Here is a 16395-nt window from a genome sequence, read left to right as displayed (position 1 = left end):
GTCTTTCCCGTAGCACCTCAGTGCCAGGCCCCGCACCCGCCCCGGCTCCGCTGCGCTAAGCCGGGTCGACCTCTCCCCGCAAAGGGCGGGGAGAGGTTAGGAAGGTGGCCTCACAGCACCTGATGCACGTCGATCACGACGCGGTCGGCGTGGCGGGCGGCGGAGCCGATGAACAAATGCTGCATCAGCCACTGATAGTTCGGGTGGCCGGTCTCGAATCGCGGCCGGGTGCGGAAATAGATCAGCTTGGGGTCGACCGGCTCGCCGCGCTTCAGCTTCTGCAATAGTTCGACCGGCCCGAACCGGATGCCGATGTTCTCGACATAGACCACCGCGCCGTCATCGGTCTCGAACGCATATTTGGCTTCCAGCTCGATCAGCTCGTTCGGCCGGATGATCTGGAAATCGGCGCCGAACGGCAGCACTTGGCCGCTGATCCCCTCGCCCTTCACCTCGCCGCCGAGAATCGGAATGATCCGGCGGACGCCGCTGCCGATCTCGCCGGCCGACGTCACCTCGCCGATCCGCGCCGTGATGGTGAAGGCGTAGCGAGTTTCGAGTGTCGGGGTCATTGGTCGGCTCCCGCGTATTCCGTCATTGCGAGCGCAGCGAAGCAATCCAGGGCCTCGCGCACTGCGCTTCTGGATTGCTTCGTCGCTTCGCTCCTCGCAATGACGGGAGGTTGATTGTGAACGTATCCCCGTTCCTACCCGATCATCCGCATCGGCAGCCACAGCGCGATGATCGGGAACGCGATCAGGATCACCAGCCGGATCAAATCGGTGACGACGAACGGCAGCACGCCGGCGAACACCGTGGACATGCTGACGTCCTTGATCACACTCTTGATCACGAACACGTTCATGCCGACCGGCGGGTGGATCAAGCCGAGCTCGACCGTCATCACGATGATGATGCCGAACCAGATCGGATCGAAGCCGAGTGCCGTGACCACCGGAAACACGATCGGCACGGTCAGGATCACCATCGCCATCGCATCCATCAGGCAGCCGAGCACCAGATACATCAGCAGGATCAGCGCCAGCACGCCGTAAGGGCCGATGCCGAGCCCGGTGAGGAATTCGGTGACGTATTGCGGCGTCTGGGTGATGGTGAGGAAGTAGCCGAAGCACAGCGCGCCGATCAGCACGGTGAACACCGCGGCCGCGGTGCGGGTCGCCTGCAGCAGCGACTGCAGGATGCCCTCGCGGTCGAGCTTGCCGCGCAGGATGCCGATCAGGAACGCGCCGACGGCGCCAACCGCGCCGGCCTCGGTCGGGATGAAGAAGCCGCCATACAGCCCGCCGATCACGAACAAAAACAGCAGCAGCGGCGACCACACGTCGCGGAACGCCGCGAGGCGGTCGCCCCACGAACTCTTCGGCCCCGCCGGCAGGAAGCCCGGCCGCGCCACGCCGATTATCCAGATCGTGATCATGTGCATCACGATCGCCAGCAGGCCCGGCAAGATGCCGGCGATGAACAGCTTGCCGATGTCCTGCTGGGTGATGATGCCGTACACCGCCAGCACGGTCGACGGCGGCAGCATCGCGCCGAGCGTGCCGCCGACCGCGATCACCCCGGTGGAGAACGATTGCGGATAGCCGAACCGCCGCATCTCCGGATAGGCCACCGCCGAGAAGGTCGCGGCGGTCGCTACCGACGAGCCGGAGATCGCCGCAAAGCCGCCGCAGGCCGCGATCGTGGCGATGCCGAGCCCGCCCTTCCAATGGCCGACGATGGTGTTGCCGGCGCGGAACAGCTCGCGGCTGATGCCCGACGCCGACACGAACGCGCCCATCAGCAGGAACATCGGAATCACACCGAACGAATAGTCGGTGACGGTGCGCATCGTGGTCTGACCGACCAGCTTCAGCGCCGGCTCGAAGCCGGTGAGATAGCCGAAGCCGGTGACGCCGACGAGGCCCATCGCCATGCCGACCGGCACGCGCAGCAGCATCAGGACGAACAGGCTGACGAAGCCGATCGCGGCCACGGTCTCGTTGGTCAGCATCGCTAGCTACTCCACCGGCTTCATGCGCACTTCGCGCATCTGCTCCGGATGGAAGATCAGCCGGAAGGTTCGAATCGCGATCAGCAGCACGGCGGAGACGTCGCCGATCCACGACACCAGATAGAACGGCCAGATCGGGATCTGCAGGTCCATGGTGACGATGTGGTCGGCCTTGGTGGTCACCACCTTGTCGAACAGCGTGTAGGTCTGCACGCTGACGACGAACAGCAGCACCAGAGTGGCGAAGATGTCGATGATCCGTTGCCAGCGCGGCGACGCCGCCGCCCACACCAGATCCACAGTGATGTGCGAGCCACGGTAGGAAGTGGCGGCAATACCCCAGAAGATCAGCACGCCGAGCATGAACTGACCGAAATTGTAGTAGTCCGGGATCGTCACCGAAAAGAACTTGCGCATGAACACGGCCAGAAACGTGTTCAGCGCGACGATGCCGACGAAGAACGCCGCAATCCATTCGATTGCGTCGATGAAGCGGTCCATTCCGTTCTTGGAGAAGCGCCGCGTCGTCAGGGCGCCAGGCAGCCGGTCGCGGAGCTTGTCGTCGGGATTGGAGGGCATCGGGTTTCGATCGTTGAAGCTGATGACACTACATAGAGAGGCGTCATTCCGGGGCGCGCGAAGCGCGAGCCCGGAATCCATAACCCCTGCAGGGAGTATGGATTCCGGGCCTACGCCCCAGCCGGCTATCGCCGCCTGGGACGTATCCCGGAATGACGAGAAGGTGTTACAACCCCGCGTCGTACTTCTTCAGCGCGTTCTGCAGATCGGCTTCGACTGCGGCTGGATCGCCGCCGGATTTCTTGACCTGCTCGGCCCAGCTGTCGCGCAGCGGCTTGGTCGCCTTCTTCCATTCGGCGAGCTGCGCGTCGGTCAGCGGATAGACCTCGTGGTCCTGCAGCGCCTTCATCTTGACGCGGCCATTGGCTTCGAAATCGGTCCAGGGATCGGTGACCTTGGAGGCCCATTCCGGCGTGCAGTGATCGTCGATGATCTTCTTCTGCGCGTCCGACAGTGCGTTATAGGCCTTCAGCCCGATGTTGTAGGTGAACACCGTGGTGTAGAGCGGCACGTCCATGTGATACTTGACCACCTTGTCGATGCCGAACAGGAACACCGAACCCCACGGGAAGGTGATTTCGTCCGCAACGCCGCGCTCCAGCGCGTCGCGCGATTCCGGCGCCGAGGCTTGCACATTGGTGCCGCCGAACAGCTTGACCATTTCGCCGATGGTCGATTGTGCCGGCCGCACCTTCAGGCCGCTCATGTCGGACGGCAGCAGCACCTTCTTCTTGCCGTGCAGCGCGCCCGGATCGTGGATGAAGGCGAAGCACAGCTTGGTGTCCTTCATCTCGGTCGGCGCGTATTTGTGGTACCACTCGTTCAGCGCCAGCGTGCCCTTCTTGCCGTCCTTGAACACGAACGGAAGCTGGCCGGCGGAGACGATTGGGAAGCGGCCGGGCTGATAGCCGGGATTGACGTAGGTGACGTCGGCGATGCCGTCGCGCGCCATGTCGTAATGGTCGAACGCCTTGCCGAGCTGCTCGGAAGGGAACACGGTCATCCGGATGCTACCGCCGGAAGCCTTCTGAATGTCCTCGGCCCACGCCTTGGTCGCCGGCACCAGCGGATGCGCCGGCGGCACCCACAGCGAGACTTTCCAGTTGACGGTTTTGTCCTGCGCGAGCGCGGGCGTCACGCTGGCGGCAAGCAGCAGCGCGAGCAGAGTCTTCCTCATCGAGCTCTCTCCCTTGGTCGGCTTCAATCGGCCTTTGGGCCGCATTGTTATAGGTTATAACCATCATTGCAAGTGACGGCCGCGTAATAGCTGCTAGACACCGGACGGCGGCTAGACGGCTTCGTGACGGTCCCGTAACGAGGCGACAACATCATCGGGGGAACGACCATGCGGACACAAGTGGCCATCATCGGCGCGGGTCCGTCCGGACTGCTGCTCGGCCAGCTGCTGCACAAATACGGCATCGACGCCGTCATCGTGGAACGCAAGGATCCGGACTACGTGCTGTCGCGGATTCGTGCCGGCGTGCTCGAACAGGGCATGGTCGATCTGCTCGACGAGGCAGGGGTCTCGACCCGCTTGCATCAGGAAGCGCTGGTGCACGATGGCTTCGAGATCGCGTTCGCCGGCAAGCGGCATCACATCGATCTGAAGGGCGCGACCGGCGGCAAGAGCGTCACCGTGTATGGCCAGACCGAGGTCACCCGCGACCTGATGGAAGTGCGCAATGCCGCCGGCCTCACCACGATCTACGATGCCGCCGACGTCAGCCTGCACGACTTCGAAGGCGCCCATCCCAAGGTGCGCTACGTCAAGGACGGCACCACGCGCGAGATCGTGTGCGATTTCATCGCCGGCTGCGACGGCTTCCACGGCATCAGCCGGCAGAGCGTGCCGGCCAGCGCGGTTCAGTCGTTCGAGCGGGTGTATCCGTTCGGCTGGCTCGGATTGCTGTCCGACACCCCGCCGGTGTCGCCCGAGCTGATCTACGTCAACCACGACCGCGGCTTTGCGCTGTGCTCGATGCGGTCGATGCACCGCAGCCGCTACTACGTGCAGTGCCCGCTCACCGACGACGTCGCCGACTGGAGCGACGACCGGTTCTGGGACGAGCTGAAGAGCCGGCTCGATCCGGAGACGGCCGGCAAACTGGTCACCGGGCCGTCGATCGAGAAGAGCATTGCGCCGCTGCGCTCGTTCGTTGCCGAGCCGATGCGGTTCGGCCGGCTGTTCCTCGCCGGCGACGCCGCCCACATCGTACCGCCGACCGGCGCCAAGGGCCTCAACCTCGCCGCCAGCGACGTATACTACCTGTCGCGCGCCATGCGTGAATACTACGCCGAGAAGTCGGAGGCCGGCATCGATGCCTATTCGGCCAACGCGCTGCGCCGGGTGTGGAAGGCCGAGCGGTTCTCCTGGTGGATGACCTCGCAGCTCCACCGCTTCCCCGACAGCGACGCCTTCTCCCAGCGCATCCAGACCGCCGAACTGGACTACCTGGTCAACTCCAAGGCCGCGATCACCTCGCTGGCGGAGAATTACGTCGGCCTGCCGTATTGAGCTCTCTCAGGAATCCCACCATTGCGAGCCAACGGGTCGGCGCGGAACGCCGCCCGATGACAGGCGCCGCGAAGCAAACCATAAGCTCCGTCCGCTGAGCTGGACTGCTTCGTCGCTTTGCTCCTCGCAATGACAACCACAACTTGTCATTCCGGGGCGCGCCGTCAGGCGCGAACCCGGAATCTCGAGCTGTGGCGCACAGCCTGCAAATAACGTCGAGATTCCGGGGTCGCGAGCTCCGCTCGCGCCCCGGAATGACGGAGCATGGAGTCACGTCGCACCGTTTCAAACACCCTCTCAAACCACGCTTCAAACTTTGTCGGCGTTGCCGGCGATGCTGCGGTGCGGTCTAAAGGTGGTCGACGCAGTGAGGCGAGCGACGCGCATGACGACCGAACCGGATCAGAACCCCATCCCCGCGCCTGACGGCATTCCTGACGGCTTTGTGCGCCACGCCCGTTCGAGCCCGCTCACCGCGCCGTGGGAGCCGCTCTACGCCAAGACCACGGCGGATGCGGTGATGCTCGGCCTGCGGATTCGCGAGTGCCATACCAACTCACGCGGTCTCGCCCATGGCGGGCTGATCACGGCATTGGCCGACAACGCGATGGGCTACAGCTGCGGCCTCAAACTCGGCGGCGGCGCGCGGCTGTTGACGTCGTCGCTGGCCATCGACTTCATCGGTCCCGCCAAGCTCGGCCAATGGCTGCAGATCGAGCCGGAGGTGATCAAGGTCGGCGCCAAGCTGTGCGTCGCGCAGTGCTTCGTCACCGCCGACGGCACCCGCTGCGCCCGCGCCAACGGCACGTTCAGCGTGGTGAAGGCGAAGGAGTGAATTAGCGGCTCATGCGCGCCGAGCACCGTCGTTCCGGAGCGGGCGGAGCGCGAACCCGGAACCCAGAGCTGTTTTGCGCCGCCAGCCTTCGTCACAACCTCGGGATTCCGGGTTCACGCGCTTCGCGCGTGCCCCGGAATGACGGTCGGTGATGATGGTGCGCTTGCGCCTTGCTCACCCCAGTATCGTCAGCTCCGCCACGTCATAGCCATGGCGGATGACGCGGCCGAGCACGGGATCTTCAATCTCGAATTCGAATCGCGAGGCAGGGCGGATGCCGCCCTTGGCGGCGAAGGTGCCGCCGAATAGCGCGCAGCCATCGGGCAGGCTGGCGCCGCCAAAGCCACGGGCGATCAGCTCGCGCGCCGGCAGCATCGCATCGAGCGTGCCCTCCTGGTACAGCACGCGCGTCCCGCCGATCGTGGCGTAGGAACGCAGCACAATGCGATCCCAATGTGTCTCGACGTCGCCGAACTCCCACAGCTCCGGCGCCACCGGCTTGTCGCACATCTGCTTCGACACGGTGACGCCATAGGCCTCGACCTTGCGGTCGGTGTGATCGGAGCCGACGCCGACCAGGATGCGGCCCTGATGGCCGATCAGCACGAACTCGACCTCGCCGGACGAGTCGCCACCCGACACTTCGATCGCAGGCGCTGTGGTGAGCCGCGCCGCGGCGACGCGGTAGTAGATCGGCGTCGACGCCGGCCGCGCGATGCCGAGCGCTTCGAGTTCGGCAATGTGGTGGTCGCGCGCCACCGGATCGCGCCCAGTCCAGCCGGCGATCACCGCAGTCGTAATCGGCAGCGCCAGTTGGGTGCGGCCGCCGGCAGCGTCGAGCGTGAAGGCAAGATCAACCACGGATCACCGCCTCCATGCCGGCCGCGACTTCGAAGATTTCGCGGTCGGTGCCATTGACGCCCGCCAGCATCAGTCCGATCGGCGGCTCGCCGTCCCGATGGCACGGCAGCGAGATCGCGCAGCCGTCGATCATGTTGATCAGTGTGCAATTTCGCAGCGTCAGCAGATTGGCCTTGGTGAACGCCTTGTCGTCGGCCAACTCAGCAATGGTCGGCGCCGCGATCGCGGTGGTCGGCATCGCCACCGCATCGTAGGGCGCGAGCCGCGCCGAGGCGCGCGCGATCAACGATTTGCGCGCATTCACCAGATCGACGTAGTCGGCGGCGCTCTGGGTTTCGCCGCGCAGAATGCGTTCGCGCACCCGCGGATCATAAACGTCGCCCTGCGCCACGATCAGATAGCGGTGCCAGGCGTAGCTCTCGGCAGCGGCAAAACCGCCCTTGGCTCCGAGCGGGGCCACCTCGGCGAATTCAGGCACCTCGATCTTTTCGATGATCGCGCCGTGGCTCGACAGCGTTTTCAGCGCGCGGTCGAACGCGGCGGTGACCGCAGCGTCGAGATCGTCGAGCGCCACCGTGGTCGGCACCGCGATCCGCATGCCTTTCAGCGGGCGCGCAATCAGCGGCCCGACCGGTTGGTCGGCAAGGATCGCATCGAGCGTGGCGCAGCATTCGACGCTCCGCGCCAGAGGCCCGATGCTGTCGAGCGAGAACGACAGCGGCACTGCGCCGTCGCGCGGCACGCGGTATTGCGACGGCTTGTAGCCGACGATGCCGTTGAAGGCCGCGGGGATGCGGCACGAGCCGCCGGTGTCGGTACCGAGCCCGGCATGTGCCATGCCGTCCGCCACCGAGACCGCAGCGCCGGATGACGAGCCGCCCGGCACGTGGCCGACGTCGCGGCGATAGGCGGCTTTCGGCGTGCCGTAATGCGGGTTGATGCCGATTCCCGAATAGGCGAACTCGGTCATGTTGCTGCGGCCGATCACCACGAAGCCGGCGCGCCGCAGCCGCGCCACCGCAGGCGCGTCGCTGTCGGCGGGCGGATTGTCGTCGAGCGCGCGCGAGCCGGCGCGGGTCACCTGGCCCTTGATGTCGAACAGATCCTTGATCGAGATCGGAATGCCGGCGAACGGCGACGGCGCCGCCTTGGCGGCGCGCAGCTTGTCCATCGCGTCCGCCGCCTGCAGTGCCGCGTCATGGTCGATGTGAATGAAGGCGCGCGCGCCCTCGCCGGCCGGATCGGCGATCCGCGCCAGACAGTCTTCCACCAGCTTGCGGGCGGTGGTGCGGCCGGCTTCGAGATCGGCCGCGAGCGCGGCGAGTGTAGGATGTCGGGTCATGCTGTCCATTCCGATGGGAAGCCGATCGTCACGCGCGCAGGCGGCGCGTCTCGATCACGCAGGAAACATCATCGGCTTATTCAGTAGCGCGGAAAGTGCCCCTTTGCCATCCGCCGCCACGGCTGCTCCGGCCCCGCGCTGAGCGCATCGCTCGGGCTCCGCGATTGTCCGCTTTGCGGAATACAATTCCTGCGCAAGGCTCCGCGCCCTGCGCGTGTTGACGCTGGCGGGCCGATATCGCATCAAGACCGCACAACCGATGGGCCCACGAGCCAGCTCAGGGAGAAAACTAAGACATGGCTGAACCCGCACGCGCACGTCCCAAGATCACTCCGGAAACCCAGCACTACTGGGACGGCGCCAAGCAAGGCGAACTGCGGCTTCAGCGCTGCGATTCCTGCGCCCACGCGTACTTCCCGCCCCGCCCGTTCTGCCCGAAATGCGGCTCGCGCGAGGTCAGCGTGTTCAAGGCCTCCGGCAACGGCACCCTGTATTCCTACGTGATCAATCATCGGCCGCTGGCGGCCGGCTTCACCGAGCCCTACGCGATCGCCGTGGTCGAGCTCGAAGAAGGCCCGCGGATGATGAGCAACATCCTCGAATGCCCGCAAACGCCGGAAGCGCTCGAGCTGGATATGAAGCTGGAAGTCACCTTCCAGAAGATCGACGACGCCCTCACCCTTCCGCAATTCCGTCCGGCGAAGGGGTAAGCATCATGCGTCGTAATCAGGTTGCTATCGTCGGCGCCGCCGAAACCACCAAGCTCGGCGTCATTCCCGACATGTCGCAAATCCAGCTCCACGCCGACGCCGCGCTCAACGCGATCGCCGACGCCGGGCTGAAGCTGTCGGACATCGACGGCATCGCCACCGCGGTGGAGACGCCGCAGCAGATCGCCCACTATCTTGGCATCACGCCGACCTGGGTCGACGGCACCTCCGTCGGCGGCTGCTCGTTCATGCTGCACGTCCGCCACGCCGCCGCGGCGATCGAGGCCGGCCTCTGCAAGACCGTGCTGATCACTCACGCCGAGAGCGGCAAGTCGATGATCGGTAAACTGCCGCGCTCGATTCCCGCCGACAGCCTGCAGGGCCAGTTCGAAGCGCCCTACGGCATCTACGGGCCGCCGAGCCAATTCCCGATCCCGGTGCTGCGGTTCATGAAGACCTACGGCATCACCCACGAGCAGATCGCCTCGGTGGCCGTGGTGCAGCGCGAATGGGCGGCGAAGAATCCGCGCGCGATGATGAAGGACCCGATCACCGTCGAGGACGTGCTGAACTCGCGGATGATCGCCTATCCGTTCCGGCTGCTGCAGTGCTGCCTCGTCACCGACGGTGGCGGCGCGCTGATCATGACCTCGGCCGATCGTGCCAAGGACTTCCCGCACAAACCGGTCTATGTGCTCGGCACCGGCGAGAGCGTGGAAACGCCGATGGTCAGCCAGATGGAGACCTTCAACTCCTCGCGCGCCTTCAAGGTGGCGGGCCCGACCGCGTTCCGCGAGGCTGGTATCAGCCACAGCGACGTCGATCATTTGATGATCTACGACGCCTTCGCGCACCTGCCGCTGTTCGGCCTCGGCGACCTCGGCTTCATGCCCTATGAGGAGACCGGCCAATTCATCGCCGACGGCAACACCCGCCCCGGCGGGAAGCTGCCGCTCAACACCAACGGCGGCGGCCTGTCCTACATGCACTCGGGCATGTACGGCATGTACGCGTTGCAGGAAAGCGTCCGGCAAATGCGCGGCATCGCGCCCGCGCAAGTGCCGAACGCGAAGATCTCGGTCTGCCACGGCGTCGGCGGCATGTTCGCCGCAAGCGGCACGATCATCTTCACCAACGAGAAGTAACGTCGACGTCGCATAGTTGTTGTCGTCATTGCCGGGCTTGCCCCGGCAATCCATCTTCTTCGCGAAGAGGATGGATGCGCGGGTCGAGCCCGCGCATGACGCTGAAGTAAGTGGCATCGCCTCAGTTAAACAAAGAAGGAAGAAACAATGGCCAAGGCACTGGACGGCAAAGTCATCATCGTCACCGGCGCGGGACGCGGCATCGGCCGCGAAATCGCGCTGCTCGCGGCGCGCGAAGGCGCCAAGGTGGTCGTCAACGATCCGGGCGTCGCTTCCGACGGCTCGGGCACCGACGCCGCGCCGGCCGAGCAGGTCGTCAAAGAAATCAAGAAGGAAGGCGGCACCGCGGTCGCGAATTTCGAGACCGTCGCCGAGGCGATCCCCGCCAGCAAGATCGTCAAGCAGGCGGTCGACACCTACGGCAAGCTCGACGGCGTGGTGAACAACGCCGGCATCCTGCGCGACGCGATCTTCCACCGCATGAGCATCGACGCCTTCGAGCAGGTGATCAAGGTGCACCTGATGGGCACGTTCTACGTGTCGCATGCCGCGGCCCGGCTGTTCCGCGAGCAGGAGAGCGGTTCGTTCGTGCACTTCACCTCGACCTCGGGCCTGATCGGCAATTTCGGCCAAGCCAACTATGCGGCCGCCAAGCTCGGCATCGTCGGCCTGTCGAAGTCGATCGCGCTCGACATGCAGCGCTTCAACGTCCGCTCCAACTGCGTGTCGCCGTTCGCCTGGTCGCGCCTGATCGGCACCATCCCGACCGAGACCGAGGACGAGAAGGCCCGCGTCGCACGGATGCAGCAGATGGGCCCGGAGAAGATCGCGCCGCTGTCGGTGTATCTGCTCGGCGACGCCGCCAAGGACGTCAGCGGCCAGATTTTCGCCGTGCGGATGAACGAGATCTTCCTGATGGGCCAGTCGCGCCCGATCCGCTCGGTGCATCGCGACGGCGGCTGGACCTGCGAAAGCCTCGCCGAGCACGGCATGCCGGCGCTCAAGGGCTCGTTCTACAAGCTCGACCGCTCCGCCGACATCTTCAACTGGGATCCGGTGTAAACTCGGTCAGCTCCACGACGACGATCGGTTAAACACCAGCACGTCATTCCGGGGCGCGCCGCCAGGCGCGAACCCGGAATCCGTAGCTGTGGAACACCGGCCGTCGCTACCAATTCGGGATTCCGGGTCCGCGAGCAGCGCTCGCGCCCCGGAATGACTCGAAGAACTAACAGCCCCCCGCAGGTTACACACACAGAAAAGCCCGCCTTGCAGCGGGCTTTTCCGTCGGGTGAAGCACCTTGGAGGGGGAGTTACTTCACCACGAATTCGATCCGCCGATTCTGCGCCCGCCCTTCGGCGGTGTCGTTGCTGGCGATCGGCTTGGCGGAGCCGTAGCCTTCCGCCACCAGCTTCACCGAGCCGATCCCGGCCTTGGTCAGGCTTGCCACCACCGCTTCGGCGCGGCGCTTCGACAGCGCGACATTGGCTGACTTCTTGCCGGCGCCGTCGGTGTAGCCGGCGACCTCGATGGTCACCGCAGGGCACTGCTTGATCGCGGCGGCAAGCTTATCGAGCAGCGGCTGCGATGCCTTGTCGATCACCGCGCTGCGGCGCTCGAAGTTGATCTTCTCGGCAGAAGCCAGAGCCGACACCCGCCCCTGGCAATCCTGCGCCGGACTCGCCGGCAGCGCGCCGGTGGCGTTCGCGGTCTTGATCTCCGCAGTCGCAGCGGCCGGCTTGGCAGCTGCCTGCTTGGCCGCGTCATCAGCCGCCTTCTTCGCCGCCTCATCGGCAGCAGCCTGCTTGGCGGCCGCTTCCGCCGCGGCTTTGGCTGCGGCTTCCTTGGCGGCGGCTTCCTTTGCAGCAGCTTCCTTGGCCGCAGCTTCAGCGGCGGCCTTCGCGGCGGCTTCCTTCGCCTCGGCGTCCGCCTTGGCCTTGGCGGCAGCATGCTTCTGCGCCGCATCCTTGGCGGCCTTTGCGGCAGCCTCCTTGGCAGCGGCTTCCTTCGCGGCCGCCTCGGCCTTGGCCTTCGCCTCGGCTTCAGCCTGCAGCTTCGCCACCGTCTTGGAGGCCAGCGCCGCGCCGCTCAGGTCGTCGACATCGGCAACGCGGCGCACGCCCGGCACCTTCAAGATCTGCTCGCCGAGTGCGGCCCGCACCTTGTCGCTGCCGAGATCGGCCGGCAGCAGCACGTCGCGCCCGGCGACGTCGAAGTTCAACGGATCGGCGCCGGCTTCCTTCACCACGTCGGCGACGCGCTCGCGCAGATCCGGCTCCAGCTTCGGCAGCGTGGTGATGCCGAACACCGCCAGGATCAGCCCGGTCGCGAACAGGCCGACCCACCAGCCTTCGAACCGCACCGGCAGCAGGCCCGGCGCGATGCCGCCGGCCAGCCCGCCGACGAAGTAAGCAATCACCAGCCCGACGCCCGCTTCGAGCAGCAGCTCGGCCTTGCCGGAGGCGAGTTGCGCGGCGACCAGCACCAGCGCCACGGCGAGCACGACGCCGACCCGGCTCACCCAGTAATTCTCGAGGTCAGCCGCCCAGCCGAATTTCTGCGCGAGCAGCGGCGTGACCGCGCCGACGACGAAGGCCGCCGCCAGCCAGATCCAATAATGAGTGACAAGATACAGCATCGGACGCCCCTTCTCCGCCGCGATCGGGCCGCGCGCCGGGGCATTCAGACAACGAAGCCGAGCCGGCATGGCACAGCGAACGCGCGTTCGCATTGTCGAACCGCCCCCGAGATCGCCTGATCCGTCGAAAGGGTCGGTCGCCAACCAGTTAGCGCCATCGGTGCGCTGGCCACCATCCTGACAAAAGTTTGACCTGTCGTACTTCGTGCTTACTAACTAAGCACACGCGCCGACATTTTTGGCACGCAACTAACTACCCCTCTACCAGACCGTAGCGGGATACAGCACTCGCGGTATCGGGATGCAAAGTCGGAGGATCGATTCGGCTCGGCTTGAAGCGACGCGGCAGATCGCAGTGCCGAAATTATCCGCGCGGGTCTCGGCGAGCCCGCGCCGGCGAAGCTTGCGCTCTAATGCGCCGACACGTTCGAGAAGAAATTGATGATGCCGACGCCGGCGATGATGAACGCGATGCCGACCATCGCCGCGGTGTCCAAGGCCTGGCCGAACCACAGCCAGCCGACCGCCGAGATCAGCACGATCCCGATCCCGGACCACAGCGCATAAGCGACGCCGACCGAGATGCTGCTCAGCGTCAGCGACAGGAAATAGAACGCAGCACCATAGCCGACGACGACCAGCACCGACGGCAACAGCACCGTAAACCCCTGCGACGCCTTCAGCGCCGATGTCCCGGCGACTTCGGCCACGATCGCGATCAGAAGATAGAGCCAATGCATGGCGGACGTCCTCGGTGTCTGCGGCTGCTGGCCGGCTTCAGCATCGCCGCCAATCTAACAGGCGCGCCTTTCCACCCGCTGAATCAGCCCAGACCAATCCAGCCGCAGCCGCCCTCACCCGCTATTCCGCAGCCCCGCCGAGATCCCGTTGATCGTCAGTTGCACGCCGCGGAGCACCTGTTCGTCGGGATCGTGGGTGCGGTGTTCGCGCAGCAGCTGGACCTGGACGTGGTTCAGGGGGTCAAGATACGGGAAGCGATGGCGGATCGAGCGTTCGAGCAGCGGGTTGCTCTGCAGCAGGCGGTCCTGCTGCATGATCGCGAACAGATACTCGATCGAGGAATGCCATTCGGCACGGATGCGGCCGAAGATGCGCTCGCGGACATCGACGTCCTCGACCAGTTCGGCATAGCGAGAGGCGATGCCAATCGAGCTCTTCGACAGCACCATGTCCATGTTCGACAGCAGCGTGCGGAAGAATGGCCACTCCTGATACATCTTTTGCAGGAAGGCGATGCCCTTCTCGGGGTGCGCGGTGACCCAGGCCGAGACCGCACTGCCGAAACCGTACCAGCCCGGCAGCATCAGCCGGCACTGCGCCCATGAGAACACCCACGGAATCGCGCGCAGGTCCTCGATCGCGCGCGTCTTCTTGCGCGAGGCCGGGCGGCTGCCGATGTTCAGCGTCGAGATCTCGTTGATCACCGTCGATGCCCAGAAATAGTCGACGAAGCCGTCGGTCTCATACACCAGGCCGCGATACGCCTTGAAGGCCAATGCCGAGAGCTGCTCCATCGCTTCGAGATAATCGCGATGCGGCGCCACCCGCTTCGGCTGCAACAGGCTGGCCTCGAGCGTCGCGGCGGCGAGGATCTCGAGGTTGTTGCGGCCGACTTCGACGTTGGAATATTTGCTGGTGATGATCTCGCCCTGCTCGGTGATGCGGATCTGACCGTTCACCGCACCGCCCGGCTGCGCCACGATGGCGTCGTAGCTCGGGCCGCCGCCGCGGCCGACCGAGCCCCCGCGGCCGTGGAACAGCCGCAACCGCACGCCATGGTGCTCGAAGATCTCGATCAGGCCGATCTCGGCCTTGTACAACTCCCAGCCCGAGGTGACGAAGCCGCCGTCCTTGTTGCTGTCGGAGTAGCCGAGCATGACCTCCTGCACCGAGCCGCGACTGTCGACCAGCCGGCGATATTCCGGGATCGACAACAGCCGGTCCATGATCTTGGCGCAGGCCTGCAGGTCCTCGATGGTCTCGAACAGCGGCACCACGTTGATGGCGCTGCGCCCGGACGGATCGATCAGCCCGACTTCCTTGAGCAGCACCGCGACTTCGAGCAGATCGGAGACGCCCTTGGTCATCGAGATGATGCATTGGGGGATCGCCGCCGCCCCGTAGGTCGCGTGCGCCTTCGCGGCTTCGCGGAACACTGCAAGCTCGCCGACGGTCTCATCGCTGTATTTGACGAACATCGAGGTCAGCGGCCGGGTGCTGCGCAGCTCGCTGATCAAGAGCGCGATCCGCGCTTCCTCGTCGAGCATCGCATAGGAGGTGCCGGGCCGCGCGGCGTCCATCAGCTCGGTAATGGTGCGCTCGTGCACCGCCGAGTTCTGCCGCATGTCCAGGCTGGCGAGATGGAAGCCAAAGCAGTCGATCGCCCGGCGGAGCTGGCGCAGCCGGCCGCGCGCGATCACGCCGGAATTGTGCTGGGTGAGCGACAGATGGATGGCGTCGAGATCGGCTTTGAAGTCCTGAGCGCTGGCGTAAGGCTCGGCCTCGCCGACCGGCGCGCGGAGGTTCTCGACCTCGAGCTTGAGCGCAGTCGCTGCGAGCCGCGCGTAGATGCCGGACACCGCGAGGCGATACGGCTCGTATTTGCGATGCGGTGAGGTGTCGGGCGAGGTCTCGGCCAGTGCCTTGACGGTGTCGGTGGTGCCGGCGAGATGCGAGGCCAGCGACAACTCCGAGCCGAGCTCGTGCAGCTCTTCGAGATAGTAGCGCAGCACGCGCGTGCTCTGCAGCTTCAAGGTGCCGTGCAGCACCTCGGCGGTGACGAACGGATTGCCGTCGCGGTCGCCGCCGATCCAGCTTCCCATCCGCAGGAAGCTCGCCAGCTCGCCTTCGCTGTTGACGCCTTCCGCCTTCGCCGCATCGACGAGCCGGTCTTCCAGCGCACTGTGCAGCCGCGGCACCTCGCGGAGGAAGGTGTAGTCGTAGAACGACAGGCCGTTGGTGACTTCGTCCAGCACCGTCAGCTTGGTCCGGCGCAGCAGGTTGGTCTTCCACAGCGTTTCGACGGCGCGGCGCAACCGCTCCTCATTGTCGGCCCATTCGTCAGCGGTGAGCTGAACGCGGTCGCGCTGATCGAGCAGCGAAGCGATCTGCATCTCGCGGTCCATCGTGCTCTTGCGGCGCACTTCGGTCGGGTGCGCGGTCAGCACCGGGCTGACCAGCGCGGTGGCAAAGAACTTGCGCAGCTCCGCCGCGCTGATCCCTTCCTGCCGCGCGTGCGCCAGCGTCTTGGCGAGCAGGCCGGCGCGCGGCGCCGAGCCCGCAGTCGAGCCGGCGCGCATCTGGCGGATGTTGTTCTGGTCCTCGGCGATGTTGGCGAGGTGCGAGAAATAGCTGAAGGCGCGAACGATCCGCATCGTGTCGGGGATCGACATCCCGTCCAGGATGGCTTCGAGCTCGGCGCGCGCGGTCTTGTCGTCGTCGCGGTGGAAGCGGATCGAGGTCTGGCGGATGTTCTCGACCAGATCGAACACGGTCTGGCCTTCCTGCTCGCGCACGGTGTCGCCGAGGATCCGGCCGAGCAGCCGGATGTCGTTGCGCAGCCGGGTCTCGGCCTCGATCGCGGCCGCGTCGTCAGGACGTTCGGAAACCGGCTCGGCACCGGCGGACAGGTTCAACGACGACATCGCAGCACTCCAGGATCAGATCGGTATCCTGAAGGATTTTGTGCACCGCACGCAAGATCAAGAATCGGCGGTGCACGTCGCGCGGGC

The 16395-nt window shown here is 65.6% G+C and carries 14 protein-coding genes; 5 read left to right on the top strand and 9 right to left on the bottom strand.

The window, feature by feature from the left end:
• Positions 1–110: 110 nt before the first annotated feature.
• The 4 genes from DY467_RS16315 to DY467_RS16300 form a co-directional block, all read right to left on the bottom strand.
• A complete protein-coding gene (locus tag DY467_RS16315) occupies positions 111–572 on the bottom strand; it encodes a DUF3237 domain-containing protein (RefSeq protein ID WP_164637497.1) in 462 nt (153 codons plus the stop codon).
• Between the two features lie 134 nt (positions 573–706).
• Positions 707–2014, bottom strand: coding sequence for a TRAP transporter large permease (locus DY467_RS16310; protein WP_011157290.1), 1308 nt, complete (start codon positions 2012–2014; stop codon positions 707–709).
• A gap of 6 nt (positions 2015–2020) precedes the next feature.
• Positions 2021–2515 (bottom strand): TRAP transporter small permease, encoded by a 495-nt coding sequence (locus DY467_RS16305; protein ID WP_041810326.1) that lies wholly within the window; start codon positions 2513–2515, stop codon positions 2021–2023.
• Between the two features lie 244 nt (positions 2516–2759).
• Positions 2760–3770, bottom strand: coding sequence for a TRAP transporter substrate-binding protein (locus DY467_RS16300; protein WP_012495336.1), 1011 nt, complete (start codon positions 3768–3770; stop codon positions 2760–2762).
• Between the two features lie 168 nt (positions 3771–3938).
• Between DY467_RS16300 and pobA the strand changes: the two genes are divergently transcribed.
• Together pobA and DY467_RS16290 are read left to right on the top strand one after the other, a co-directional pair.
• Positions 3939–5111, top strand: coding sequence for a 4-hydroxybenzoate 3-monooxygenase (gene pobA / locus DY467_RS16295; RefSeq protein ID WP_164637494.1), 1173 nt, complete (start codon positions 3939–3941; stop codon positions 5109–5111).
• A gap of 385 nt (positions 5112–5496) precedes the next feature.
• A complete protein-coding gene (locus DY467_RS16290) occupies positions 5497–5946 on the top strand; it encodes a PaaI family thioesterase (RefSeq protein WP_164637492.1) in 450 nt (149 codons plus the stop codon).
• 174 nt (positions 5947–6120) lie between these two features.
• On the opposite strand, the gene DY467_RS16285 is transcribed toward DY467_RS16290, so the two are convergent.
• Positions 6121–6807 (bottom strand): DUF2848 domain-containing protein, encoded by a 687-nt coding sequence (locus DY467_RS16285; protein WP_164637490.1) that lies wholly within the window; start codon positions 6805–6807, stop codon positions 6121–6123.
• Entirely contained in the window at positions 6800–8149 is a 1350-nt protein-coding gene (locus DY467_RS16280; protein WP_164637487.1) for an amidase, read from the bottom strand. Before DY467_RS16280 ends, DY467_RS16285 begins: the two co-directional genes overlap by 8 nt.
• A 296-nt stretch (positions 8150–8445) precedes the next feature.
• Between DY467_RS16280 and DY467_RS16275 the strand changes: the two genes are divergently transcribed.
• From DY467_RS16275 to DY467_RS16265, 3 genes are all read left to right on the top strand, one after another.
• On the top strand, positions 8446–8859 hold the full coding sequence (locus DY467_RS16275; RefSeq protein WP_107343750.1) for a Zn-ribbon domain-containing OB-fold protein: 414 nt from the start codon (positions 8446–8448) through the stop codon (positions 8857–8859).
• A 5-nt stretch (positions 8860–8864) separates the two neighbouring features.
• Positions 8865–10004 carry a thiolase C-terminal domain-containing protein gene (locus DY467_RS16270; RefSeq protein WP_164637485.1) on the top strand — a complete coding sequence of 380 codons (1140 nt, stop codon included), beginning with the start codon at positions 8865–8867 and terminating at the stop codon, positions 10002–10004.
• Between the two features lie 147 nt (positions 10005–10151).
• Entirely contained in the window at positions 10152–11066 is a 915-nt protein-coding gene (locus DY467_RS16265; protein WP_164637483.1) for an SDR family NAD(P)-dependent oxidoreductase, read from the top strand.
• 251 nt (positions 11067–11317) lie between these two features.
• Here the strand turns inward: DY467_RS16265 and DY467_RS16260 are convergent, their stop codons facing one another.
• From DY467_RS16260 to ppc, 3 genes are all read right to left on the bottom strand, one after another.
• Positions 11318–12643, bottom strand: coding sequence for an OmpA family protein (locus DY467_RS16260; RefSeq protein WP_164637481.1), 1326 nt, complete (start codon positions 12641–12643; stop codon positions 11318–11320).
• A 410-nt stretch (positions 12644–13053) separates the two neighbouring features.
• The gene (locus DY467_RS16255) at positions 13054–13383 is read right to left on the bottom strand and encodes a DMT family transporter (protein WP_107343747.1); all 330 of its coding nucleotides are present in this window, start codon (positions 13381–13383) and stop codon (positions 13054–13056) included.
• Positions 13384–13497: 114 nt separating this feature from the next.
• Positions 13498–16308: a phosphoenolpyruvate carboxylase gene (gene ppc, locus DY467_RS16250; RefSeq protein WP_164637479.1), complete on the bottom strand. Its 2811-nt coding sequence runs from the start codon at positions 16306–16308 to the stop codon at positions 13498–13500.
• Between the last annotated feature and the right edge of the window lie 87 nt (positions 16309–16395).

The organism is Rhodopseudomonas sp. BR0G17, from assembly GCF_010907025.1.
Lineage (GTDB): Bacteria > Pseudomonadota > Alphaproteobacteria > Rhizobiales > Xanthobacteraceae > Rhodopseudomonas > Rhodopseudomonas palustris_H.
This window is presented reverse-complemented; position numbering and strand designations above follow the sequence as displayed.

Excerpts from the sequence above, each read along its gene's own strand:
- DY467_RS16310 (WP_011157290.1), bottom strand. The coding sequence starts at position 2,014 with ATGCTGACCAACGAGACCGTGGCCGCGATCGGCTTCGTCAGCCTGTTC.
- DY467_RS16305 (WP_041810326.1), bottom strand. The coding sequence starts at position 2,515 with ATGGACCGCTTCATCGACGCAATCGAATGGATTGCGGCGTTCTTCGTC.
- DY467_RS16255 (WP_107343747.1), bottom strand. The coding sequence starts at position 13,383 with ATGCATTGGCTCTATCTTCTGATCGCGATCGTGGCCGAAGTCGCCGGG.
- DY467_RS16260 (WP_164637481.1), bottom strand. The coding sequence starts at position 12,643 with ATGCTGTATCTTGTCACTCATTATTGGATCTGGCTGGCGGCGGCCTTC.
- DY467_RS16265 (WP_164637483.1), top strand. The coding sequence starts at position 10,152 with ATGGCCAAGGCACTGGACGGCAAAGTCATCATCGTCACCGGCGCGGGA.
- DY467_RS16270 (WP_164637485.1), top strand. The coding sequence starts at position 8,865 with ATGCGTCGTAATCAGGTTGCTATCGTCGGCGCCGCCGAAACCACCAAG.
- DY467_RS16275 (WP_107343750.1), top strand. The coding sequence starts at position 8,446 with ATGGCTGAACCCGCACGCGCACGTCCCAAGATCACTCCGGAAACCCAG.
- DY467_RS16290 (WP_164637492.1), top strand. The coding sequence starts at position 5,497 with ATGACGACCGAACCGGATCAGAACCCCATCCCCGCGCCTGACGGCATT.
- DY467_RS16280 (WP_164637487.1), bottom strand. The coding sequence starts at position 8,149 with ATGACCCGACATCCTACACTCGCCGCGCTCGCGGCCGATCTCGAAGCC.
- pobA (WP_164637494.1), top strand. The coding sequence starts at position 3,939 with ATGCGGACACAAGTGGCCATCATCGGCGCGGGTCCGTCCGGACTGCTG.
- DY467_RS16300 (WP_012495336.1), bottom strand. The coding sequence starts at position 3,770 with ATGAGGAAGACTCTGCTCGCGCTGCTGCTTGCCGCCAGCGTGACGCCC.
- DY467_RS16315 (WP_164637497.1), bottom strand. The coding sequence starts at position 572 with ATGACCCCGACACTCGAAACTCGCTACGCCTTCACCATCACGGCGCGG.
- ppc (WP_164637479.1), bottom strand. The coding sequence starts at position 16,308 with ATGTCGTCGTTGAACCTGTCCGCCGGTGCCGAGCCGGTTTCCGAACGT.